Raw genomic sequence first — 24,722 nt, forward strand, 5'->3', positions numbered from 1 at the left:
GTGATTTTTGACTACAGTTTTATGACAGTTATTTAGTTATTACTTAAGTAGCTGCAGTGTCGATCAAGGAATTAAGGAAGCAGATCGACTTAATATAGGACTAAAGGAGTTCAACATGAAACACTCATTTTTAGTGGGCGTTGTATGCGCCTGCGCACTTTCTGTGATGTACCAATCCCCCTTACATGCAAAGCAAGTGGATAGCACTGCTAAACAGGTTGCTGCTCAACATGACACTGTTAAGCAGACTAGTTCAAAAATGGCTAAGGTTAATATCAATAAAGCCAGCGCGGCTGAATTACAGCAGTTGAAAGGGATTGGCGAATCTAAGGCAAAGGCCATTGTCGATTACCGTGCTAAAAATGGTAAGTTCAGTAATCTTAATCAATTGACTCAAGTAGCGGGTATTGGTGACAAGCTGGTGGAACAAAATGCGAAACAAATCAGTTTTTAACTCGCTTTAAAAAAGCACAAAAGTAAAAGGGAGCGTTTGCTCCCTTTTTTATCGCTAATTTATGACCAATTTAATTTGTTTGTTGTCGCTGAAAGGGCTGACTTATTGAGCATTAAGCTGCTGACCATTAACATCCTTTGCATCATCGCCCATTAAATATAAATATACTGGCATGATGTCTTGAGCTGTTTTTAAGGTTAATGGATCTTCCCCAGGATAAGCTTTTGCTCTCATTTCTGTGCGAGTTGCACCAGGGTTAATACTATTAACACGAACATTGGTGCCTTCACACTCATGTGCTAAAACTTCCATCATGCCTTCAGTAGCAAATTTTGAAAAAGCATATGGCCCCCAATAAGCTCGCCCTTTACGGCCAACACTACTAGAAGTAAACACCAATGAAGCAGAAGGGGCAGAGCGCATAATTGGCAGTAATGCTTTAGTCATAATCACTTGAGATATAACGTTAATTTTCATCACATCTTCAAGAGACGCTAAGTCAATGTGCTCAAATGGACCTAAAGCGCCCAGTAAGCTGGCATTATGTAGTACGCCATCAAGGTGACCAAATTGTTCAGCGATGGTATCAGCCATATCTTTATAGTTTTGCTCTGTGGCTCCTTTTAAGTCTAAAGGGACGATGGCAGGTTTTGGATAACCAGCTTGTTCTATTTCATCATAAACGGCTTCTAATTTTTTGACTGTTTTACCTAGTAATATGACAGTAGCACCATGTTTTGCAAAATTAATTGCTGCAACACGACCTATCCCAGCACCAGCGCCAGTAACAAGAATTGTTTTATTTTTTAGTAAATCTTTTTTAGCTTGATATTCCAACATGGTTCAATTTTTCCTTCGGCCGCAAAAGCACGTCAAATCTAGATTCGAACAAAAGATAAACGTTCGTTTTAAACAAATGACTGATAAATGTTAACGTGTAGCACTTTTGCATGTAACAAATATGTAGCTAACTCAATAATTTTACGTTAACTTGAGATGAGTTAAGGACAAAAATATGTCCTTATGGTCATGTGTTTACGCTATTGTGACCAATTTTTGGGGAAATTAAAATTATTACAACAAGATTTGGGGAAAAAAGATGAAAAGACTCATATTGGGTGTTGCTATTGCATCTGCTCTTGGGCTCAGCGGCTGTAGTGAAGATAGTACAAATGAAGCAAAAGATTCTGTCGAGCCACTCATTCCATTCTCTCAAATGGTATTTGATCCTGCAGCAGGTGAAGTGCCATTACCAAATGACCTTTTATTTAACGGTACAACAGATGGTACGTTAGCGATTCCTGGTGAAGACGGTATTGACTATGTTGACCCAACTCTTGCCTTAGGTGCATTAGATGGTTGGTCTACAACATCTCCAATTTCAATCACAGTTGATCTTGCGACTGATAATTCAGGTGAGATGTTATCAATCGATGCAGCTTCAGTTTTCCAAGCTGGCGCTGTACGCCTATTTGAAGCAACTGTTGGTGGCGCATTATCAACTGATCCAGAATGTTCAGATGCGTTAACACTTTCAGCATGTAAGATTGGCGCAGAACTTCAGTTTGGCGTTGACTTCATCGCGCAAGCTTCAGGTAACACAATTGCCATTGTGCCGCTTAAAGCCTTAAAACCTAATCAATCATATATTTATGCAACGACGGATCTTATTCAAGATTCTGCAGGTCGTTCTATTGAACCATCAAGTACTTATACATTACTGAAACTCGATATTGACACTAAGCCGTTAGAAACTGATGAGCAACTTTTACTTCAAGGTTTAGTGAATAGCTACGAGAAAGGGTTAGCTGCTGAACACGGTGTAGATGCTGAAACTGTTTCTTATTCAGGTTTATTCACTACGCAGTCTGTTGCAGATGTTTACGAGACAACTAAATTGTTAATGGCTTCAAGCGATCCATACAAGCCTGCATTTGTTCAGCCTCCAATGCCAATGGATAACGGATTCGGTGGTGTGGTTACTGTGGCGCAAGCGGCAGGTTTAACGGTTGAAGATGGCCTTGCTTATGTCGTTTCTGACATAGCAGAAATTTATACTGCAGTAGTTCGTATGCCTATTTACGGTGATTGTTCTTCTGCAAGTTGTACAATTCCGATTGTTGATGGTGCACCTACAGCGCCAAATGGTCGTTGGCATGCTTATGGTGATAGTCCTGTTTCAGTATTATTAGCACTTGATTCTGGCTCAATGAGTGTTGCTAACTTTAGTTCTCAAGCTGTCGCTCAAGGCGTTGACCCAGCTGCTGCGCTGCAAAATCCTGCGCTTATGGCAGGTAAAATTTGGAAGTTAGACGACGGTACTGATGCCGATCCAACTAAACATTTAACCAAGTTTAACCCTATCCCAGCGATAATGGGCTATGAAGACGTTACAGTTCAGATCACCTTACCAAATGCGGCTAAATTGGCGGCATTTAGTGCACAAGCTGGATTACCTTTTGCTGCACCGACGAATGGTTGGCCAACGGTTATGGCTTTACATGGTCTTGGTGGAACTAAGCAAATGGCATTAGCGTACGCTGGTACTTATGCTGCAGCTGGTGTTGCGACGATTGCGATTGATATGCCACTTCATGGCGATCGCTCATACGATGCAACAGGTAATGGCGTTTATGACATCTCGGCAACGAGCGAGTTGTTTGGTCCTCAGTATGCTAACGGTAACCCATTAGTTTTTGTCAATGTGGCGAGTACGCTTACTGTGCGTGATAACTTCCGTCAAGCAACCCTTGATCATTTAAGTTTACGTCTACTGTTAACAGGTATGTATACAGAAATTGCTCAAGCGGGTGGTCAGCAAGTATTTGATATCAGTAAAATCAGTGCTCAAGGCTTAAGCTTAGGTGGCATTGTAGGTACGACGTTATCAACGTACGCTTCAACTGGTTTAGTTGACCCTACAACGGGTACTGAATTACCTAATGCTTATGGTATTAATGCGGCATCATTAGTGGCACCAGCAGGTGGTCTAGCAGGTTCATTTGCTGGTTCAGCTACTTTTGGACCAGTATTATTTGATACTGTGACAGGTACTGAAGCATTCATGGAGTTAGTTGAAGAAGCTAATGAAGCGGGCTATGAGCCTGGTACACCTGAGTATGAAGCATTAGTTCAAGCCGTTTACTCTGCCTTCATTCCAACATTCGCTTTCGCAGTACAAACGGCGGTTGACTCAGCAGACCCATTAAACCATGCAGCAGCACTTGCTGATACACAATTACCTGTGCACCTTATTGAAGTCGCAGGAGATGGTGCGGGTAACTTACCTGATCAAGTATTACCTAATATGGTTGAAGGTTTCCCATTATCAGGTACTGAGCCGTTAATCTCTGGTTTAGGTCTAGGTTGTGTCAGTTCAACTAATGCAGGTTCTGGTGTTGTTCGTTTCGCTAAAGGTCATCACAGCTCGCTAGTGAGCCCTGATGAAATTGATGGCGTTACTGATGGCATGGCTGCACTAGCAACAGTTGAAATGCAATCTCAAGTTGCTGCTTTTGCCAAGACTGCAGGCTTAGGGGCTGCGACGATTCTTGTTGATAATCCTGATGTGCTTGTACCTTGTAGCTAATTAATGATATTTCATCGTTAATTGATTAAAAACCCAGCACTAGCTGGGTTTTTTATTGTCTACATGGTTTAAGTTCCTGCTAAGATAGTGCTAATAACGTTTTTCTTTATGGAGTGTATTTTGGAGTTTTTATCTGAGTACGGCATGTTTCTCGCTAAAGCCGTCACTATCGTTGTCGCCATCCTTGCAGTTGTCATTGTTGTTTTAGCTAGCAGCATGAAACAAAAAGCAGACAAAGGTGAGCTTAAGTTAACGAACATGACTGATGAGCTTAAACAGCTAGAAAAAGAGTTAAAGGAAGAACTGCTCTCTAAAAAACAATACAAGGCTTACGAAAAGCAATTAAAAGCTGACGAAAAAGCGGCTGAAAAAGATGAAACAACGCCGTCAAAGGTGTTTGTTATCGACTTTAAAGGCAGCATTGATGCTGGGGAAGTTGCTTCTTTACGTGAGGAAATCACTGCGATTTTAACCATAGCAGAAAAAGATGATCAAGTATTAGTAAATGTCGAAAGTGGCGGTGGCATGGTCCATGGCTATGGGTTGGCATCAAGTCAGCTAGATAGATTAAAACAAGCCAATATTCCACTGACAATTTGTATTGATAAAGTGGCTGCCAGTGGTGGTTACATGATGGCATGTGTCGCAGATAAAGTTTATGCCGCTCCTTTTGCTATCGTTGGTTCTATTGGCGTTGTTGCGCAATTACCCAACTTTAGTCGTTTACTTAAAAAACATGATATCGACTATGAGCAGCATACAGCAGGTGACTTTAAACGCACATTAACTGTGTTTGGTGAGAATACAGATGAGGGTCGTGAGAAGTTTCAAGAAGAGCTTGAAGAAACCCATGTTTTATTCAAAGAGTTTGTGAGCAAATATCGCCCAGAAATGGATATTGCTAAGGTCGCAACTGGTGAGCATTGGTATGGTCAGCAAGCTATTGAGCTAGGGTTAATTGATGCTATTTCTACCAGTGATGACGTCATTTTGAGTTTAGTTAAAGAGCATCAAGTTATTAAAATTAAATATCAAATGAAGAAAAAGCTTGCTGATAAAATCGCACATGGAGCGTCATTATCGGTTGATGGTGTTATTAATCGTTTGATAGAACGCGAAAGCACAATTAAATAACAAGGGTATAAATGCAACAAGAGTCAGGATATAAAGCCAATATGATGGTGGGTGACCAATGTTATCCCGCTTTTGAATTGAGAAATTTACTGAACTTTATTGAAACTCACCTCGGTGAGAGTGTTGCTAATGAAATATACCAGCAACTGGGCTTAGGACCATCGGAACTCAGCGCTATGCAGTTTGTTTATGTATGGCAAGTTGAGTTTGCGATGGAGCAATTACGCACTTTAAGCCCAGATCATGAAATCGGCGCTAGACTAGGGGCAAGTTACCAAGTTTCAACGCTCGATGTATTACTTCCTTTCTTTGACCAGTTCACTACCTTGGGTGAATGCTTAACGTTTGTCATTAAAAATCCTGATCTCGCAGGCAGTTTCTCCGATACACTTATACGAGTAGAAGACTCAACACTTTGGGTTCGCTGGCTTAATACGGGGAAAGTCTCTGCAGATAAATTTTCTTTTCAGTTTCAACATAGCGTATGTGCGTTACTGGGTGCTGCAAGGCAACTCGTTAAAGCGTCAGTAAATATTGACGAAATTCATTTTGCCTCTTCGCCGCATGCCACAGTTTTTTTAAGCCAAATTACTGGGGCCCAAATGACGTTTGATTGTGATTTTTTTGAATGGGGGATCAATCTTGATGTGTTGAAAACGCCGCTTGATTATCAATTTGATCAACTTTCTCAAATAGCGGTACCTGATGGTATTTCTTTCATTGACGAGGTGTTAACTCATATACGAACTTGTATGCCGACCCCTCCCAAATTAGAACCTTTTGCGTCAACCATGCATATGAGTGCTCGAAGCCTAAGGCGAAAGCTATCCGCTGCAGGCACGACTTATCAAAAGTTAGTCGATCAAGTGAGATGCCAAGCAGCAATTAACCTTATTTTAGCTGATGAACTGCCTATTGAAGATATTGCTGAAACCCTTGGTTATGGCGATGTTAGTCATTTTAGGCAGAGTTTTAAGCATTGGTTAGGTTATCCTCCTGGACATTTTTTAAGGCTTAACCAGTTACACATGGAGTAATCCCGTTTTACTCACAAAGACCAATGGTCGGTGACATACTGTCTATCCAATGTTTGATTAACTCTGTTCCCTCGGTATGAATGATTTCTCGCCCTATTGGTGGCATCCTATCTTTTGGCGCATTTAAGCGCTGGCGATAATGAACAATTGAGCGCTCTCCATTTCCGGGAACAATATCGTAAGCCAAACCATTTGGCCCACCATCCCAGCCTGGAGGTTGCTTACATACACCGTATTCGAATGAGGTATGGTCGACGTTATAATTCAGTCTTAAACCAGAAATACTGGCAAAGCCGCCCTCGTGATGACAATGAGCACAATTGATATCTAAATAACCTTTGGCACGATTTGTTAAAGAGGCGGAACTATCATGCAAAGGGTATGACTTATCGACTGTGTCGAGTGCCGGCATACTGCTGAGTAACTCTTTTTCAACCCATAAGATTAATTGATTTTGTATACCCGTTTGTGTTGCTATTTCTCGGTTGAGTAAGTGAGCTTTAAGACCGATAGGACGAATAATACTGGTGTCCAAATGTGTTGTTTGATGACAAATTTTACACTCAACTTTACTGGGGATAGCGTAGTCAAAGCTAACGGACTCACCTTGATTATTGAGGGTATGTGCCACTTTAGCGCCTGCAATAATTAATTCGGCTTTATCATCGGCCTGCCATTGGTAAGCAAGGGCAGTCCAGCCTGTTTCTCGGTGGATTAATAGTCTTGTTTCGATTAACTTTTCGTTATCTTCGCCTGTTGCTTGTGTATCAAAAGGCAAAGCGAATGTTTTAACTAACACGCTGCCTATTGGCAAATCAAAAACCTGCTCTGGCATGTAAGTTAATTGCTGGTTGTCAGGTACGAATAGGAAACGGTATTTACTGGCATAATTGGAGAATAATTCCGTTGATAATTGATATGCTATTCCAGGTTCTGTCGGTGATTGAGTGGGGATACTGGGGTCGGTAAACAAGCCGTAATCACTTAATAGAGGGCAGTCTTTAGCCATTAACGCCGCCCAATTGACCTCAGTACTGGTTTGCAAACACACATCATCAGAATCATCTGGTTGAGCGGGAGTCGTTGGTGTTGAATCTGGGAGTGATGGGGTTGTTGAGCTGATATCTGTGTCACTTGAGTTTGAGCCGCCACAAGCAATTAATGTGAAAGCGGTCATTATGATTAACAGCTTTATTAATAATTTTTTCTGAATGAATAAAGGACAATGCGGCATCGAGAGTATCCTAGTGTTAGCGGTGGCTTGAATTGGATGTTGCTGGTTCAATGTTGCTGGTTTAGTGCAGTGGGTTAATAAAATGCGGATGAAAAGAAGAGGATGAAACTCGCTCATCCTCTATAGATTACTGCTAGTCTAAGAACAAGACGCAGCAGGTAGTCGCTTGATCCATTCGCTAATAAGTGCCACACCTTCATCATGGGACAAGCTACGACCAATTTCTGGCATTCTATCACCTGGGTCATTGGTCTCCATACGGAAGTGCAAGATACTCTCTTCAGGCTTACCTGGCACAACATCATAGCCTAAACTGCCACCGCCATAGGCAACAGGAGACTTACACGTGCCGTGCGAGAAACCTGCGTCATCGTCATAACTTCTCCAATACTCTAATTTAAGACCTGTATTAGATGCATTACCTTCGGGGCGATGACAATGCGCACAGTTAATATCTAAGTAACCTTTGGCTACTGCCATGAGTTCAGTATCTGACATTGATTCAATATTTAATTCATCGCCATCTTGATATTCTGGAACTTTATCTACATCGGCTAAGTTAGGTACCCCTTGTAACATTCCTGCTGCTTGCCATTTAGATAGTTGGTTCATGACGCCATCACTGTAGGTATAATCACGATTTAAGTGACGAGCTTTTGGACCAATAGGCATGAACACCGCATTACTGTCGGCATCAGGTTTGAATTGGTGGCATTGCTTACATTGATTCATGCTTGGTACTACATAATCAAAGTTTAGCATTTCTCCATTATGCGTGACTTGCTTACCTTGGATAGCACCAGCTTTTGCCAACATGGCATCAGATTTATCGGCTTTCCATACATAAGGTAGGGCGCTCCAACCTGTTTCGCGATGGATAAGCAATCGGGTTTCAATCACATCTTCATTCGCAAAGCCGCGGTTATTAGTATTTTGCGGTAAGGCAAACGTTTTACTGATGACAGTCCCTACAGGGAAGTCAAAAGACTCATTCTCTGTGTAATCGGCTTTGGTGCCATCAGGTAAATATATAAAGCGATATTTAGTGGCATGGTCAGTAAATAAAGGCGTGTTAAGATCGTACGGTAAACCGTTCGAGTTTGGCGACGCTGTTGGGTTGGTCATATCTGCAAATAAGTTGTAGTCCGATAGCTTAGGGCAGTTAGCTTTTAGTAAAGCATCCCAGCTGACGTTATCACCAGATGCTGCACATAGGCTCAGATCTCCATCGCCTTCAAGGCCACCTTCACCTTCGCCAATAGAGCCGCCTCCACCGATTAAGTTTCCGCCATCACAGCCTTCAGTATCATCATCCACACCACAACCAAATATTTCATCGCCGAAAGTCACAGTGTGAACCGGTAGACTGACTTGGGCACAATTCATTAAGTCAGTTTGTGTTTTTTCATATAAGACGTCAGCGATGTTCATGTCTGTATTACTATTGGCAAATAACCGTCCTAAACTTACATCACCATTATTTTGGGCACAGACATTATCGCTTCCATCAGGGTTGAATGGCGTTTCTTGTAGCCCTAGGTATGCAGCGGTGCCATTATTTGACAACATTTCACCCAAACCATCATATAAAATACCCGGTAATGCGCCATGGGTTAGTACATAAGCTTTGATAATGTCTTCAATTAAATAACCTTTTGGTTTTTGGCCATAATCTGTGATGACATTGTCATGGATTGAAATATTTCGAGGAGTAGGGCGCCAACCATCATCGATGGCTTGGCCCGGTTGACCGTAATTTCCGACAAAGGTACTGATATCGGGCTCGGCAATGAAAAAGCTTGAAATGGTGAGACCAACAGTGTCGTGGTTAGTGATTTCGTTATTGAAAATTTCGACATCATCGGTGGACAACACAATCACCCCTGTGCCGGGTGGTACGATATGAACACCAGCTGGATTAGAGGATGCATTAGCAAAGTTTAAGGTATTGTTATCGTATACTTTGTTGTTAAAAATACGAACACTTGACCCATAGCGGTGGTTATTAATTGGTAGGTCAAATACTAAAATACCGCCTGTGTTGCCCATAGCTTCATTGTCATAAACATCAGCATATTTTGAGTTTTCAATTTCAATACCGGCAACGTTTTCTTTTGCTATGTTTCGACGGACAACGATGTACTGTGATTGCCCGACATAAATACCGGCATCGGCACTACCTCGTACATAAGTGTCTTCGATTAAAATGTTTTCACACTCAACAGGGTAAAGGCCATAAGCACCATTTCCCTCATCTAACTCACCTTCCCATACGGTTGCAAGGCGACGTAAAATAATGCCGTTGGTATTTTTGAGTTTAATACCGTTATTTTTTGCTTCATTTACTGATAAGTCTTGAATAATGATGTTGATGGCATTTTGAACGAATATGCCATCACCCGAATTGGCTTCTGAAAAATCTAAAACGGTTTCGTCTTGCCCATAGCCCATGATGGTAATGTTTTTAGCAAAACTGCCATCGCCGTCGACATCACCATCAAACAATAATGTTGATTCTATTTTAAAATTACCTTTTGGAAGGACAATGACATCGTTACTCTGGGCATTAATTAAGGCTTCTTGAATACTGATGGTGAGATTATCACCTGCTTCAACCATTATTGCCCCTTCTGGGAAAGTGGGGCCAGTTTCTGCGGGTGGCTGAACTACGGGTGGGGTTTCGGTAACGGTTGGTTCATCATCTGAACCGCAACCACTTAGGTTTAGCGTAACGGCTGTTGCTACAAGGGTAGGTACCAGCCAAGGCATTTTCTTGTTGAACATAGCATCTCCTGCTTTTTATTATGTCTTCCTACTCCTATCTGTTCCGCCGATGGAGTGGATACGATTAGATTCGTATGACTCCAACATGCCTTGTTTGTTATTTGTTAATCAATGTGAGATCTGGCCACATTTTTATAACATATGTTTTTTGGTTCTATGAATGACTTGTTGTGAAAATGGATTATTCAACAAAAACGACAGCCAATGCTGTCGTTTTAAATAATCTACTAATTAGCTTACTTTTAAGTTAGATAGAAGCAATCAGCAATTAAGGTTGCCGATATTACGCTTTATAACTTAAATGCTGATGGAAGCGAACAATCACATCAATGTGTTCTTTATCCATATCAAATTGATTGGTGAACTGACGAATCGCATCTTGAACTTGATTCATAAAGCGGCCATAGCCTTCATCTTTTTGGTCTTCTTTAGCTGCAACAATAACAAAGCGGATAGCTTCAGCAAGCTTAGTGTCATCCCAATGGCAAATAGGGTCTGGTGCTGCATTACTTGGGTCAAAGCCAACCATTTGGAATTCTGCAGTGCTGTTTAGTTGCTCGTATTTACTGTTTCTGACGAGAGGCACTTTACCATTAGCGACCATGGCAACACGGTTTAATTTATTATCGCTGGTTGCTTTGATGAAGTGGTCAGCAACACGTTGATATTTTTCACCAAAGCTAGTCGCATTTTCTGCTGCTAATTGCTTTTTGATTCGACGTCCCATTGGTAAGCTGACCGTGACGTAGTTAAGCGCGCTAACCGACTCAGGTAGGTTACACTCACGGCGTTTATAGCGACTATCTACAGCACGTAGTTTGTAAGCATAGGATTCTTTTAAGCCTTTTGCTTTGGCAAAAAAGTCATAAGAGATGTGCTGGTGGTCTCGTATTTTTGTTGGTACACCTTGAACTGGTAATAGTGGCTTGATCTCAGCTAAAAACTGCTGAACTTTAGCGTGAAACTCAGCTGAATGACTTCGTAATTCGGTACCTGTTGCAAGAAAAACCACTTTTAGCTTTTTAGCTCGGTAACCAGGCAAAGTATGAAGACGATTTGCTTCATGATGTGCAGGGTTGTAGAAAAAGCGTAATTGCTCTTCTGTTGTTAAGCAATAAGCCTCACTGTGAAAACGCACCATAGGGAGTTTATCGCTTGCAACCACATGAACATTAAACAGTTCATATTTATCAGCGACTTGAAAAACTAATTTACTAAACTCTTGATAGCAATTAGTTAAATCACTATATGACGCTAATAATTCATCAGTTAGGGTAAAGCCAACAGTAATATATTGATTTTTACGGGTGGCGGTCGGTAAATACACTTTCTTTTGACGACTGACGGACATAATGTTTCCTTTTAGCCATAGGGTGTTACCAATTTAGATGACAAGCAAAGTAAGTGCTTTGCATCATTGGTATTTATAACGTTTTAAACAAATCCATTTAACATCCAGTTTAATCATTAAAGCTTAAAATAAAATTACTTTTTTAGACTTTTTAAGTGATTTTGAATGAAATATTTTAACCTTTGTTACTTTTTAAGTGCATTAATGATCCAGGGTTGCATCCATTGCGTAATTCGAGGTTGAGCTTCAACATTTGGATGAATGCCATCACGTTGCATTAAGTCAGGGTTTGGTGCTATTTCTAACATGAAAAAAGGCACTAATTCGATATCGAATTCATCAGCTAATTGGTGATAGACATCATTGAACATGCTGGTATATCTTGGACCGTAATTAGGTGGCACCATAATCTCTGTTAATAAAACCTTTGCCCCGTTATCTTGAGACAACTCAATGATTTTTGTAAGATTTGATTTCAGCTTATTCGGAGGAAAACCTCGAAGGCCATCATTGCCTCCAAGCTCTACGACAACAAGGTCAAATGCGCTTGAGTCCAGTAAGCTTGGGAGTCTACGCAAACCGCCTGCGGTGGTTTCTCCGCTAACTGAGCCGTTAATAATGTCATGTTCAGGGTATTGATTACGTAACAATTGTACCCAACCTTGCTCTTCCGACATGCCATAACCTGCGCTTAGACTATCACCTAAGATTAAAATCGTGGCAGCATAGCTAGAAGTTGAAATAAACATTGTTGAAACAACAACCATTAACGCCGCAGAACGCAGGCGTTTAGCCGATAAAAATAAGAAGGATCGTATGTCGACTACTTTTGCAAATAATTCCAGTGCCATTAACGTTACTAACCTCAAAAAAACAGTGGTGACCCAAGAGGGAGAGCTTACTATCCTCAATGGCATTAATATGGATGTCAAGCAAGGTGACAGTATTGCGATTCTCGGCCCATCAGGTTCAGGGAAATCAACCTTATTAGGTTTGCTTGCAGCGCTTGATACACCTACATCTGGAGAAATACTCCTTGATGGACAGGCGTTGTCGGGATTAAACGAAGAACAAAAAGCGGCACTTAGAAAACAAAAAGTCAGCTTTATTTTCCAGTCTTTCATGTTAGTCGACACACTCACAGCGTTAGAAAATGTCATGCTACCAGCAGAACTTGCTGGCGTGGCTCAAGCTCGTGAAAAAGCCGAGCAGATGCTCGAGCGGGTCGGGCTTTCTCATCGTTTAACACATTTACCAAAACAATTATCTGGCGGTGAGCAACAACGTGTAGCGATCGCTCGTGCGTTTATTTGTGAGCCCAAAGTATTATTTGCAGATGAGCCGACAGGAAACCTGGATAGTGCTAATGGCGACAAAATCGCAGACATGTTATTTGCCTTAAACCAAGAAAGTGATACTACGCTGGTACTAGTGACTCATGATTTGGAGTTAGCCAAGCGTTGTAAGCGACAATTAGTGATGGAAAGTGGTCATTTATCAGAACCAAATGCTGAGTCAGATACCTCTGGGAGCCATGTTAATCATGCTGACGAGATTTCTGAGGAGGTTAGCTAATGGAATTACAATTAGCTTGGCGCTTATTTAAACGAGAATTGATGCAAGGGCAACTAGTACTCATTGTATTGGCGATAACCTTGGCCGTGTTATCGGTGAGCGGTTTAGCAAGAGTCAGTGAGCGTTTACAAGTCGCTATTAATGGTGAAGCGGCTAATTTTATTGCTGCAGATCGTATTATTGATTCTCCTGTGCCTCTGTCTGAGCAAGTGCTCAACATGGCTGAATCTCTGAATATTCAACATGTGACAAACATGAAATTCAACTCGATGGTGTATTCGGGTGATAATTTTCAACTGGTGACAATTAAAGCGGTGGGTGACGGGTATCCATTGCGTGGCGAAATAGAATTATCATCAGGCGTTACCCAAGGACTGCCAAAGACTGGTGAAGCATGGTATGAAAATAGATTAGGTGGCTTATTGGGCTATCCGACCACACTGGAGCTTGGTAATACCGAACTTAATTTATCTGCCGAAATCAGCCGATTACCCGATGCTGGCTTTAACCCCTTTGCCTCTTCACCCGTGCTGTTAATGCGTTTAGATGATGTTGAAGCTACTGGTATTATTCAACCTGGTAGCCGTGTCAGTTATGTATACCAATTTGCTGGTGAGGCCGCGGCGTTAACCCAATTTGAAACCCAAGCTAAACCACTACTAAATAACAGTCAGCGCTGGACTGATGTGCAATCTGGGGATTCACCTATTGCATCAGCCGTTAAACGTGCTGAGCGATTTTTATTATTAGCGAGTTTATTAGGTATTGCGCTTGCCTGTGCAGCTATTGGTATTGCTGCACAGCGTTATTGCCAACGTCATTATGACGTTGTTGCGATGCTAAAAACGTTTGGCGCATCTGCAAAGCAAATTCGAATGCTGTTTGGTGCCCATCTATTGCTAGTGACTGTAGTGGGGATCGTATTAGGGTTAATTGGCGGCGTAATGTTAGATTTAGCCATCAATCAATTCTTGCCTGCTGAAATTGCTGCATACTCTCCCCCCTATTCAAGACCCTTGTTACTTGGCGTGAGTACCGGATTGATCAGCGCATTCATGTTCTCTGCCTACCCATTAATGCGACTATTAGCCATTCCACCTTTACGGGTGCTTCAGCGTCAATTAGAAGGGTTACAGTTTGGCATGTGGCTCCACCTGCTATTGAGCCTTGGTGCGATGGCCTTACTGGGATACTTATATTCAAAAAGCATTGCGTTAACTATGACCGTAGTGCTGGCGGTATTACTTTTAGGTGTGTTACTCAGTGTGCTTGGATTTGTGATGATCCGTTTAGGCCATAGTGTTGGTATGAAAACCACCAACCCATTTCAGTTAGCACTTGCAGGTCTTAGACGTCGAGCAAGACAAAATGCGGTTCAGTTAGTCGGTTTTAGTAGTGCGCTTGTTTTGTTATTAACAATTTTGGCTCTCAGACAAGATTTGTTAAATGAATGGCAAAAGCAGTTGCCTGAAAATGCACCTAATTACTTTTTGGTCAATATTGCTCCTGAAGACACTAAACCATTGGATGATTTTTTAACAACGCACAATATTAATGCAACTGATATCTATCCTGTGATCCGTGGCCGTTTAACCCATATCAACGATGAGGAACTGATTTCTCGTCAAGAAGAGAAAGACGGAGTTGAAGGACGTGTTGGGATTTCACGTGAACTGAACCTGACGTATCGTGAAACACTTCCGCCTAATAATGAAATCATTGAAGGGACGTTTAACCAAGCTGATGATGAGGTGTCAGTTGAGGCCGAAGTTGCTGAACGCTTAGGTTTATCCCTTGGTGACACTATGACTTATACGATTGATAATCAAGAGTTTAGTGTTAAGGTTGCCAGTTTTAGGCAAGTGCAATGGGAAACCTTACAGCCAAATTTCTTTATGATTTTCAGGCCTAAAGCATTAGAGCCGTTTTCTTATACTTCTATGGCAAGTTTCCATCTTAATGATGAAGATTTGCAAGCGAATGGCAGTGATTTAACGGCGAATGGGGTTGTGCTGCAATTAATCCAGCAATTCCCTACGATATCAGTGATTGATGTCGGGGCTATGGTGGGGCAGTTACGTCAAATCATTGAGCAAGTGTCGCTATCCTTATCTTTAGTGCTTGCGTTAGTATTATTGGCAAGTGCCTTGGTGTTAATCGCGCAAACTGAAGCGGGAATGGCCACTAGACAGCGTGAATTGGCGGTGTTAAGAACATTTGGTGCATCTGGATGGTTACTGCGCTCTGCAACCGGTTTGGAGTTTGCCTTATTGGGCGCAATAGCGGGTATATTGGCGGTGATAGTTGCTGAATTCACCCTTTATATGCTTAAAACACAAGTCTTTGAATTAGTTGTATACATGCACTGGCCTTGGTGGGCAATTGCACCTTTATCCGGTGCGGCTGTGGTTGCCACTTTAGGTATGTGGCGTTGTAGGCAGCTATTGAATCGCTCGTGCAGTGATTTACTAAAAGCGGGCTGATGTCCCTTTTATTGTATGCACGTTAATTTTAAGGAGAGCTGATGCTCTCCTTTTTTATTGATTATGGTATCTTAATAGCTTAAGGCAATAGATAATGCCGGTAATGTTTAATGGAATCATCATGATAAATCAAAAATGGTTAACAACGTTTTTAAAGTTAGCCGAAACAGGTCACTTTACACAAACTGCTGACAAATTGTTTATGACTCAACCTGGTGTTAGTCAGCATATTCAGAAGTTAGAAAATCAACTTAATACGCAGTTGATCCAGCGTTTTGGTAAACGTTTCGAACTCACCGATGCCGGAATGCAGTTGCAGAAATATGGTGAACAGCTATTAAAGCAACAAGAGCAATTATTAAGTGATATACAGCTTGATTCAGCATTTATCGGGGAGTGCAGGTTTGCTTGTTCAGGCTCACTAGCCATGTGGCTTTATCCAGACTTTATTGATTACCAGTTATTACATCCTCAACTACATGTTTCCATTGAAGCTGCGCCGAATAAACGCATTGTTGAACAAGTGCTAAACAACGACATAGAAATTGGCATCGTTACTCAATTTGTGTCAAATCCAGAGCTTGAAGTCACGCCAGTTGGGTTTGAGAAGTTGCTCATGGTGTTACCTAAGTCTGTTGATGCCGATGACTTATCTTTTGAGACGTTATTAACATTAGGCTTGGTTTCACATCCAGATGCCAAGCATTACTTACAGCAAGTGATGAGCTGTAATTTTGATGATTATTCAGCAGATGATATACCGTTAACCAGTTACGTTAATCAGTTAAATCAAATATTGATGCCTATAACAAAAGGGCTAGGATTTACTGTATTACCTGAATTTGCAGTAAACAGTGTTTATGAGCAAGGTAATATTACCGTGGCTAATTTGCCAAAGGTCGTAAAAGAGCCTTTATTTATGATCCGCAAAAAACATCGCCCACAACCCAAAAGGTATGACTGGTTTATTAATAGAATTAAAACCTTGGTAAAAAGCTAAAGCATAACTGTTTTACAAGGATTATGTTTTAAGGATGGAATCTAAAGCAGGGTTAATATCAGGGTATTGATAATGAAAACCACTTTCTAATGTCCTTTTGGGTATCACAAATTGGCCTTCAACAATTAAGTCTGCCATTTCACCCATGGCTATTCTTAAAGCCAAAACCGGTGTTGGGATTATTGCAGGTCTGCCTAAGCTCTGACCGATAGAGCGTGCAAATTGTTTATGGCTTATAGGGTTTGGTGCAGTGGCATTAAACACCCCTTTGGCTGATTTCGTCGACATTAAATGCCATATCAGTGCAGTTAAGTCATCGATATGGATCCAGCTTACACCATGTACTCCTTTACCAATTGGCCCCCCCAGCCCAAGTTTAAATGGCGGTAGCATTTTGGCTAATGCCCCCCCGTTTTTGCCCAAGACGATACCTATTCTAAGGACACAAACTCGAGTTGATTCAGATTGTGCTTGTAAGGCTAAATGTTCCCATTCATTGCACACTTGGTGACTAAACTCGTCGTGAGCTTTGCTATGCTCATCAACAGCCGTTGAGCCTTGCCTGCCATAATAGCCAATTGCTGATGCACTAATGAAACATTCTGGTGGCGTATCACTTTGTTTAATGAGATGACTTAGTTTAGCGGTAATATTCCAGCGACTATTACAAATTTTTTGTTTTTGCTGGTGGCTCCAACGCTTACCGACAATGGGCTCACCGGCAAGATTAATAACACAATCAAATTCATTTAGATGTTGAAGGCTGTCTAGGTTATTGAGGTATTGGTGGTTGTTGCCTAATATGTTTTTAGCATTTTGACTGTTTCGGGTAATAATGGTGAGCTGATGGGATTCAGAACTTTGGCTCAATAGTTTCACTAATTGTTGCCCAACAAACCCTGTTGCTCCAGTCATTAATATGTTCATATACTCACCATTACTTGTCGTGTAGATTTACATTGATAGTTAACTAATCTGATATTCAGGCTATAGTTAATTTAGCGCAAAAAAAAGCAGACCTCATAGATATTTACGACTTTATCAAGCTCCTAGATCAAACATATTTTCATTGAATATTTAGCTTTGGTACAGCTTGAGTTTGATAATCTATTTTTATCCATTGGATTAATTAGCTTTCATTTATTCATATCCTGATAAAGCATAATGAGTATAATGCTAAGTAATTATAATTAAGCCAGTTTACTGGTTAAACCTTATTCAATTAAGCTGTGTTATTGATTTTGAACGAGATGGAACTAAGCATTATTTTCATGTTTAGTCGTTTTTGTAGCGCAGCAAACTGATGATCCAACTTCACCATCAATACTGACAATAGAAAGGATTTACATTATGAGTGGCGGTAACTCTTCATCAATGGCATTGCGCGGCTTTGCTGTTATGGCTTGCCTCGTGGTTATTTTAGCAGGCATAAAAACAGCTAGTCCTATTGTGGTTCCTTTTGTACTGTCGGCATTTTTAGCGGTAATTTGTAATCCAGCAATCAACTTTATGACGCAATATAAAGTGCCTAAATGGCTTTCGGTCATCTTATTAATGATATTTATTGTATTAATGGGGTTGTGGTTAGCCAGCTTAGTCGGTAGTTCGATAAATGAATTCTCAAATCAAATGCCAATGTACCGTCAACAACTTATTGAGCAGTTTTCATGGGTACTTGAAAAACTTAATGCGTTAAATATCAATATTTCAAAAGATAAAGTGCTGGAGTATTTTGATCCAGGTATGGCATTAAGCATGACAACGAATATGCTGTCAGGGCTTGGTAATGTTATGGCTAACTTATTCTTAATTATTTTGACCGTTATCTTTATGTTGTTTGAAGCTCAGTCATTACCGAAGAAGTTTCATTTAGCGGTTGATGATCCTGATATGCGCTTAAAACAGATTGATAAGTTCCTGCATTCAGTTAATCAGTATATGGTCATCAAAACCTTAGTCAGTATTGGCACCGGTATTATTGTTGGTATTGGTTTAAGCATTATCGGCGTTGATTACGCGTTATTGTGGGCAGTGCTGGCTTTTCTATTAAATTACATTCCAAATATCGGCTCAATCATTGCTGCTATTCCTGCAGTGTTACTCGCCTTTATCCAAATCGGCCCAGGTGCTGCTGGGATGACAGCTTTATTATATTTGGGCACGAATACCGTTATGGGTAATGTGGTTGAACCTCGCTTTATGGGGCGTGGTTTAGGCTTATCAACTTTAGTGGTTTTCTTGTCATTGATATTCTGGGGGTGGCTATTAGGCTCAGTCGGTATGTTGCTGTCCGTTCCACTGACCATGATTGTAAAAATCGCACTTGAGTCGAGTGAAAGTGGCAAATGGTTTGCTATTTTATTATCCGATGTTGATTCAGACGAAGATAATCAGCCGCAAATTGATATTGACTCATCAGATAAGCTTACATCCGAGCCAATTGATAAAGTATAAAGGCTTACTTTTTAGGTAGAGACCGGACTTTAAAGGCAATGCGTATGCGAATTATACGTGTTGCATCTAAATACAGTAAAAGAAATTAATAGTGATAATGAAGATAAATTCAGTAGAAGACTTTCCGCTTACTCAAGCGTTAGCACAAGCGCAACTTAGCGATGAGTTATGCCGTATTTTTCACGGTAGAGGTGGCCGTTTTGAAGGTCTAGAGCACTTATGCTTAGATTGGTTTAATCCTGTTTTATTGTTAACTAGCTTTAAAGAGTTAAATGAAACTAACCGTAATGAGCTAATTGAATACATTACTCTGGTATGGCAGAAATACCAGAGTGATCTTGCGTTTAATTTAGTATTTCAATATCGCAACGCTGGCCAAACGATAACGGAAGTTGTCGCAGGTAAAGTGCCAGAAAAACATGTTGTCACTGAAAATGGTGCTCAATTTTTAGTACATTTATTAAGAGGCCAAAATCACGGAATCTTCCTTGATATGGCTAACGGACGACGCTGGGTAAAGACACAAAGTAAAGATAAAAAAGTATTGAATTTATTTGCATATACTTGTGCTTTTTCTGTTGTGGCTTTACAGGGGGGAGCGACTGACGTTGTTAATATGGACATGAGTAAAGGTGCTTTAAGTATTGGTAAACAGAATCATTTATTGAATGGTTTTGATTCGGGGGCACGTTACTTAGGTCATGACATTTTTAGATCGTGGGGAAAACTGACTAAATTAGGCCCTTATGATTTAATTATTGCAGATCCGCCAAGTAATCAAAAAGGCAGTTTTGTAGCAACTAAAGATTATGTAAGGCTTTTACGCCGTTTACCTGAACTGCTAGCCAAAAACGGCGAAGTATTGCTTTGTTTGAATGCGCCTGAATTAGGATGCGATTTTTTAATGGAGCAAGTATCTGAAACGGCGCCTTCATTACAATTTATCGAGCGTCTAGATAACCCGACTATTTTTGCTGATATTGATGAGCAAAAATCCCTTAAAGTTTTACGCTATAAATTAGTGTAAACGGACTTTGATTAATGACAATTGAATATTCATTCAGTTGTCATTGACTCTTTTGTATTCATTTATGCTGATTAAAGCACCTTCAAATCTTTTTTACGTGATGTAAATATCATTATCTGAATGCCTTTCACCTGTCATTTTAATTACATCGAAATGCTATTAACAAGTTGATAACTTTATGTGTAGCAGCTATATATACTAAAGTGCTAAACAATGTGTAAAACGTAAACTGGCATTTAACAACGCTAACATCATCTTTCCGTTTAATTATTTTGGTCAATATAAACCTATGCAGGTCAATGTTTGGTGAATTTTATGATCTAGATCAACTTAAATTCGTTTTACCAATTTGTGAGTATATAGTTTAGTCATTGATTAAAGATAAAATTCTTCCGAATCATGATCAGTAACAACTAGGTTACATATCTTTCATTTGAAACCTCTGCTGGAGGCTCCATGAGTACAGATCCACAAAGCGAAAAAAGCTTAGAGTTGAAAATCTTTATTTTCCTAACGGTTTTTTTAGCGCCTATTTTATCGGCACTTTTAGTCAGTGCACTTGGCTTTACCATTTGGTTTAGTCAAATCCTTTCAGGCCCGCCAGGTGCCGGTTAGTCTTTAATTAATAACAAAAAATAATAGAGAATGAGTGCTAATGAGCAAAAAAGAAATCCATGTAACCAGTTTGATTGTGCAAGTTCAACCAGAGCAAATGGCTGAAGTTCGCCAAAAAATTATGGCGATGGAAAATGCTGAATTGTCAGTAAACAATGAGATGAAAATTGTCGTGGTAATTGAAGGGCCGACTCAGCGTTCTTTAATGGATGATATCTCGACCATTAACGCAATCCCTGGTGTGTTAAGTGCCACTATGGTTTATCACCAAAGCGAAGAGCTAGAAGAGGGTGAAGAATGAGTATGAACAGACGTGAGTTTATGAAAGCCAATGCCGCGATTGCCGCTGCTGGCGTTGCTGGAATGGCTTTACCTGCGACAGCAAGTAATTTAATAACGAGTTCTGAGCAAACAAAGTTAGAGTGGAATAAAGCGCCATGTCGTTTTTGTGGTACGGGCTGTTCAGTCATTGTTGCTACTAGAGACGGTAAGGTGGTTGCTACTCATGGTGATGCTCAAAGTGAAGTTAACCGTGGCTTAAACTGTATTAAAGGTTATTTCTTATCGAAAATTATGTATGGCCGCGATCGTCTGCAGACTCCAATGCTGCGTATGACAAATGGTCAATATGATAAGAATGGCGAGTTCACACCAGTAAGCTGGGATACCGCTTTCGATACCATGGCTGAAAAATGGAAAAAGACCATTAAAGCTAAAGGGCCAACCGCTGTGGGCATGTTCGGTTCCGGTCAGTGGACAGTTTGGGAAGGTTACGCAGCAGTTAAGCTTATGAAAGCTGGCTTTGGCTCAAACAATATTGACCCGAATGCGCGTCACTGTATGGCATCAGCTGTAGGTGGTTTCATGCGTACCTTTGGTATTGATGAACCAATGGGGTGTTACGATGATATGGAAGCGGCTGATGCATTCGTATTATGGGGCTCAAACATGGCTGAGATGCATCCTATTCTCTGGACTCGTGTGACAGATAGACGTCTAAGCGCTCCCCATGTGAAAGTTGCTGTTCTATCTACCTTTGAGCATAGATCATTTGATTTAGCTGATTTGCCTATTGTGTTTACTCCGCAAACCGATTTGGCCATTCTTAACTTTGTTGCTAATTACATTATTCAAAACGGCAAAGTGAACCAAGACTTTATCAATAAACACGTTAATTTCCGTAAAGGTGAAACGGATATTGGTTATGGTCTACGTGCATCTCATCCACTGCAAAAGAAAGCTAAAAACGTCGATACTGCAGGTGATTCAACTCCAATTGATTTTGCAGAGTTTGCTAAGTTTGTTGCAGATTATGATGTTGAAAGTGTCAGTAAGCTATCCGGTGTGCCCGAGCACAAGTTGATTGAGCTTGCCGAGCTGTATGCCGATCCTAAAAAGAAGGTTACATCATTCTGGACCATGGGCTTTAACCAACATACTCGTGGTGTGTGGTGTAATAACTTAATCTACAATATTCACTTACTGGTCGGAAAAATTTCAACCCCAGGTAACAGTCCTTTCTCGTTGACTGGTCAACCTTCTGCGTGTGGTACAGCACGTGAAGTAGGTACTTTCTCACATCGTTTACCTGCTGACATGGTGGTCACAAATCCTAAGCATCGTAAACTTGCTGAAGACATTTGGAATATTCCGAGCGGGATTATTCCGCCTAAACCTGGTTATCACGCAGTTGAGCAAAATCGTCGTCTTAAAGATGGTGATTTAAATTGCTACTGGGTGCAAGTGAACAACAACATGCAGGCCGCAGCCAACATGAACGAGGAAGGGCTACCAGGTTATCGTAATCCTGAAAACTTCATCGTTGTATCGGATGCTTATCCAACTGTGACAACCCAAGCTGCTGATTTGATATTGCCTTCAGCGATGTGGGTTGAAAAAGAAGGTGCTTACGGTAACGCTGAACGACGTACTCAGTTTTGGCATCAAATGGTACAAGCACCAGGTGAGTCCATGTCTGACTTATGGCAGTTAATGGAGTTCTCAAAACGCTTTACGACTGATGAAGTATGGTCAAAAGACGTGCTTGCTGCTAACCCTCAATATAAGGGTAAAACATTGTTCGAAGTCTTGTTCCAAAATGGCAATGTTGAGAAGTTCCCATTAAGCGATACCGATCCTAAATACATGAACAATGAAGCAAAACATTTTGGTTTTTATGTTCAAAAAGGCTTGTTTGAAGAATACGCTGAATTTGGTCGTGGTCATGGACATGATTTAGCTGACTTTGATCGTTATCACGAAGAGCATGGTTTACGTTGGCCTGTTGTTGACGGCAAAGAAACCAAATGGCGTTATCGTGAAGGTGCGGATCCCTATGTTAAGGCAGGTAAAGGGTTCGAGTTTTATGGTAAGCCTGATGGCAAAGCCATTATCTTTGCATTACCTTATGAGCCCGCACCAGAGATGCCAGATGAAGAGTTTGATATTTGGCTATCGACCGGTCGTGTTCTAGAGCATTGGCATTCAGGCTCTATGACTCAGCGTGTCCCTGAACTTTACAAAGCATTCCCTGATGCAGTGTGTTTTATGCACCCTGATGATGCTAAGAAGCGTGGGTTACGTCGAGGTGATGAAGTTAAAGTGATTTCTCGCCGCGGTGAGATTAAGACTCGTGTTGAAACCAGAGGTCGTAATAAGCCACCAATGGGCTTAGTGTTTGTTCCTTGGTTTGATGCTAGCCAGCTCATTAATAAAGTAACGCTTGATGCGACAGATCCATTGTCAAAGCAAACAGACTTTAAGAAATGTGCGGTTAAGATTGTCAAAGCTTAAGGAGAATGACCATGAAAACACGTAACGTTTTATCAGTAATTGTCTTGTTGGGTCTTTCTTTTAGCTCATTAGCTGAAACTGCACCAATACCAGAAGATAAAGTTGCTACTTTGCGCCTTGCCCCAATTGATGTTGAGCCAACACCTCCTGCTATGCAGAAGGTGATTAACTCTGATGTTAAGCAAGTGCGTAATTACCCAATGCAACCTCCGATCATTCCACATCGTATTGACGGTTACCAGATTGATTTGAAGGTCAATAAATGTATGCAATGTCATGCTAGAAATAGCACAGGACATTCCCAAGCACCTATGGTGAGTGTGACGCATTACATGGATAGAGAAAATAACTTCTTGGCATCTTTATCGCCTCGTCGTTACTACTGTACCCAGTGTCATGTATCGCAATTAGATGCCAAGTTATTGGTAGAAAATGATTTCATTGATGTAAAACATTTAATGAAAAACGCTGCTAATAACGAGCACTAGGAGCAAGTATGATTGCAAAACTACTAGAAAATCTTAAAGTGATTTGGAAGGTTATTCGCCGTCCAAGTGTTCACTATAGTCTTGGTTTTCTGACTCTTGGTGGCTTCGTTGCTGGTGTTATTTTCTGGGGTGGTTTTAATACGGCGTTATCGGTATCAAATACTGAAGCTTTCTGTATTAGCTGCCATGAAATGGAAAATAACGTCTATGAAGAGTTGAAAACAACCATTCATTTCACTAACCGTAGTGGTGTACGTGCTACGTGCCCTGACTGTCACGTCCCTCATAACTGGACGGATAAAATTGCCCGTAAAATGCAGGCTTCTAAGGAAGTTTGGGGTAAAGTTTTTGGTACGATAAACACTCGGGAAAAATTTGAAGCTAAGCGCAGAGAGCTAGCTGAGCATGAATGGGACCGTTTAAAAGCTAACGATTCACTAGAGTGTCGTAACTGTCATAACTTTGATTATATGGACTTTACTCGTCAGTCTAAGCGTGCGTCAGCAATGCATTCAACGTCATTAGCCAGTGGTGAAAAAACCTGTATTGATTGTCATAAAGGGATTGCTCACCAATTGCCTGACATGGCTGGAGTTGAAGGGTTTTAATGATTATTTGATTTGAATAAATCATTAAATTCACTAATAAAGGTCAGCATATGCTGGCCTTTTTATTTGGTTAACGTATATTAAATATATTAATGA

General features: G+C 40.8%; 20 protein-coding genes. 14 read left to right on the top strand and 6 right to left on the bottom strand.

Going from position 1 to position 24,722, the window contains the following annotated elements; translation table 11 throughout:
• The first annotated feature begins 115 nt into the window (after positions 1-115).
• Positions 116-454 (top strand): ComEA family DNA-binding protein, encoded by a 339-nt coding sequence (locus tag AB4128_RS12955; RefSeq protein ID WP_055023857.1) that lies wholly within the window; start codon positions 116-118, stop codon positions 452-454.
• Positions 455-556: 102 nt separating this feature from the next.
• Here the strand turns inward: AB4128_RS12955 and AB4128_RS12960 are convergent, their stop codons facing one another.
• The gene (locus AB4128_RS12960; protein WP_065108362.1) at positions 557-1,294 is read right to left on the bottom strand and encodes a YciK family oxidoreductase; all 738 of its coding nucleotides are present in this window, start codon (positions 1,292-1,294) and stop codon (positions 557-559) included.
• A gap of 259 nt (positions 1,295-1,553) precedes the next feature.
• Between AB4128_RS12960 and AB4128_RS12965 the strand changes: the two genes are divergently transcribed.
• The 3 genes from AB4128_RS12965 (at position 1,554) to AB4128_RS12975 (ending at position 6,214) form a co-directional block, all read left to right on the top strand.
• Complete coding sequence (locus tag AB4128_RS12965) at positions 1,554-4,043, top strand: VolA/Pla-1 family phospholipase (RefSeq protein WP_372037916.1); 2,490 nt, start codon at positions 1,554-1,556, stop codon at positions 4,041-4,043.
• 120 nt (positions 4,044-4,163) lie between these two features.
• The gene (sohB, locus tag AB4128_RS12970; RefSeq protein WP_372037918.1) at positions 4,164-5,177 is read left to right on the top strand and encodes a protease SohB; all 1,014 of its coding nucleotides are present in this window, start codon (positions 4,164-4,166) and stop codon (positions 5,175-5,177) included.
• An 11-nt stretch (positions 5,178-5,188) separates the two neighbouring features.
• Positions 5,189-6,214, top strand: coding sequence for a helix-turn-helix domain-containing protein (locus tag AB4128_RS12975; RefSeq protein WP_372037920.1), 1,026 nt, complete (start codon positions 5,189-5,191; stop codon positions 6,212-6,214).
• A 7-nt stretch (positions 6,215-6,221) separates the two neighbouring features.
• On the opposite strand, the gene AB4128_RS12980 is transcribed toward AB4128_RS12975, so the two are convergent.
• The 4 genes from AB4128_RS12980 to AB4128_RS12995 all read right to left on the bottom strand — a co-directional run bounded on the left by AB4128_RS12980 (position 6,222) and on the right by AB4128_RS12995 (position 12,332).
• A complete protein-coding gene (locus tag AB4128_RS12980) occupies positions 6,222-7,391 on the bottom strand; it encodes an SO2930 family diheme c-type cytochrome (protein ID WP_372037922.1) in 1,170 nt (389 codons plus the stop codon).
• Positions 7,392-7,586: 195 nt separating this feature from the next.
• Positions 7,587-10,232, bottom strand: coding sequence for a parallel beta-helix domain-containing protein (locus AB4128_RS12985; RefSeq protein ID WP_372037924.1), 2,646 nt, complete (start codon positions 10,230-10,232; stop codon positions 7,587-7,589).
• Positions 10,233-10,515: 283 nt separating this feature from the next.
• Positions 10,516-11,583 (bottom strand): DUF3083 family protein, encoded by a 1,068-nt coding sequence (locus tag AB4128_RS12990; protein WP_055023850.1) that lies wholly within the window; start codon positions 11,581-11,583, stop codon positions 10,516-10,518.
• Positions 11,584-11,768: 185 nt separating this feature from the next.
• Positions 11,769-12,332: an arylesterase gene (locus tag AB4128_RS12995; RefSeq protein WP_240433772.1), complete on the bottom strand. Its 564-nt coding sequence runs from the start codon at positions 12,330-12,332 to the stop codon at positions 11,769-11,771.
• Positions 12,333-12,399: 67 nt separating this feature from the next.
• On the opposite strand from AB4128_RS12995, the gene AB4128_RS13000 reads away from it, so the two are divergent.
• From AB4128_RS13000 to AB4128_RS13010, 3 genes are all read left to right on the top strand, one after another.
• Positions 12,400-13,158, top strand: coding sequence for an ABC transporter ATP-binding protein (locus AB4128_RS13000; protein ID WP_119968364.1), 759 nt, complete (start codon positions 12,400-12,402; stop codon positions 13,156-13,158).
• Positions 13,158-15,641 (top strand): ABC transporter permease, encoded by a 2,484-nt coding sequence (locus AB4128_RS13005; protein WP_372037927.1) that lies wholly within the window; start codon positions 13,158-13,160, stop codon positions 15,639-15,641. Before AB4128_RS13000 ends, AB4128_RS13005 begins: the two co-directional genes overlap by 1 nt.
• Before the next feature lie 121 nt (positions 15,642-15,762).
• Positions 15,763-16,641 carry a LysR family transcriptional regulator gene (locus AB4128_RS13010; RefSeq protein ID WP_211028180.1) on the top strand — a complete coding sequence of 293 codons (879 nt, stop codon included), beginning with the start codon at positions 15,763-15,765 and terminating at the stop codon, positions 16,639-16,641.
• A 21-nt stretch (positions 16,642-16,662) separates the two neighbouring features.
• Here AB4128_RS13010 and AB4128_RS13015 read toward each other — a convergent pair whose 3' ends face one another.
• Positions 16,663-17,568 carry a TIGR01777 family oxidoreductase gene (locus AB4128_RS13015; protein ID WP_282167215.1) on the bottom strand — a complete coding sequence of 302 codons (906 nt, stop codon included), beginning with the start codon at positions 17,566-17,568 and terminating at the stop codon, positions 16,663-16,665.
• Between the two features lie 423 nt (positions 17,569-17,991).
• Here AB4128_RS13015 and AB4128_RS13020 point away from each other — a divergent pair, with 423 nt between their 5' ends.
• The 7 genes from AB4128_RS13020 to AB4128_RS13050 all read left to right on the top strand — a co-directional run bounded on the left by AB4128_RS13020 (position 17,992) and on the right by AB4128_RS13050 (position 24,626).
• Positions 17,992-19,095 (top strand): AI-2E family transporter, encoded by a 1,104-nt coding sequence (locus AB4128_RS13020; RefSeq protein ID WP_372037930.1) that lies wholly within the window; start codon positions 17,992-17,994, stop codon positions 19,093-19,095.
• 97 nt (positions 19,096-19,192) lie between these two features.
• The gene (locus AB4128_RS13025) at positions 19,193-20,122 is read left to right on the top strand and encodes a class I SAM-dependent methyltransferase (protein WP_372037932.1); all 930 of its coding nucleotides are present in this window, start codon (positions 19,193-19,195) and stop codon (positions 20,120-20,122) included.
• A 456-nt stretch (positions 20,123-20,578) separates the two neighbouring features.
• Complete coding sequence (locus AB4128_RS13030) at positions 20,579-20,737, top strand: periplasmic nitrate reductase, NapE protein (protein WP_055023843.1); 159 nt, start codon at positions 20,579-20,581, stop codon at positions 20,735-20,737.
• A 40-nt stretch (positions 20,738-20,777) separates the two neighbouring features.
• Positions 20,778-21,038 carry a chaperone NapD gene (locus AB4128_RS13035; protein WP_055023842.1) on the top strand — a complete coding sequence of 87 codons (261 nt, stop codon included), beginning with the start codon at positions 20,778-20,780 and terminating at the stop codon, positions 21,036-21,038.
• 2 nt (positions 21,039-21,040) lie between these two features.
• Positions 21,041-23,530: a nitrate reductase catalytic subunit NapA gene (gene napA, locus AB4128_RS13040; RefSeq protein ID WP_372037966.1), complete on the top strand. Its 2,490-nt coding sequence runs from the start codon at positions 21,041-21,043 to the stop codon at positions 23,528-23,530.
• A gap of 11 nt (positions 23,531-23,541) precedes the next feature.
• Complete coding sequence (locus AB4128_RS13045) at positions 23,542-24,018, top strand: nitrate reductase cytochrome c-type subunit (RefSeq protein ID WP_192022513.1); 477 nt, start codon at positions 23,542-23,544, stop codon at positions 24,016-24,018.
• Positions 24,019-24,026: 8 nt separating this feature from the next.
• Positions 24,027-24,626, top strand: a complete 600-nt coding sequence (locus AB4128_RS13050; RefSeq protein ID WP_055023840.1) for a cytochrome c3 family protein — start codon at positions 24,027-24,029, stop codon at positions 24,624-24,626.
• Positions 24,627-24,722: the final 96 nt, after the last annotated feature.

This window comes from Shewanella sp. 10N.286.52.A9 (assembly GCF_041468985.1).
In the GTDB taxonomy this organism is placed as follows: domain Bacteria; phylum Pseudomonadota; class Gammaproteobacteria; order Enterobacterales; family Shewanellaceae; genus Shewanella; species Shewanella japonica.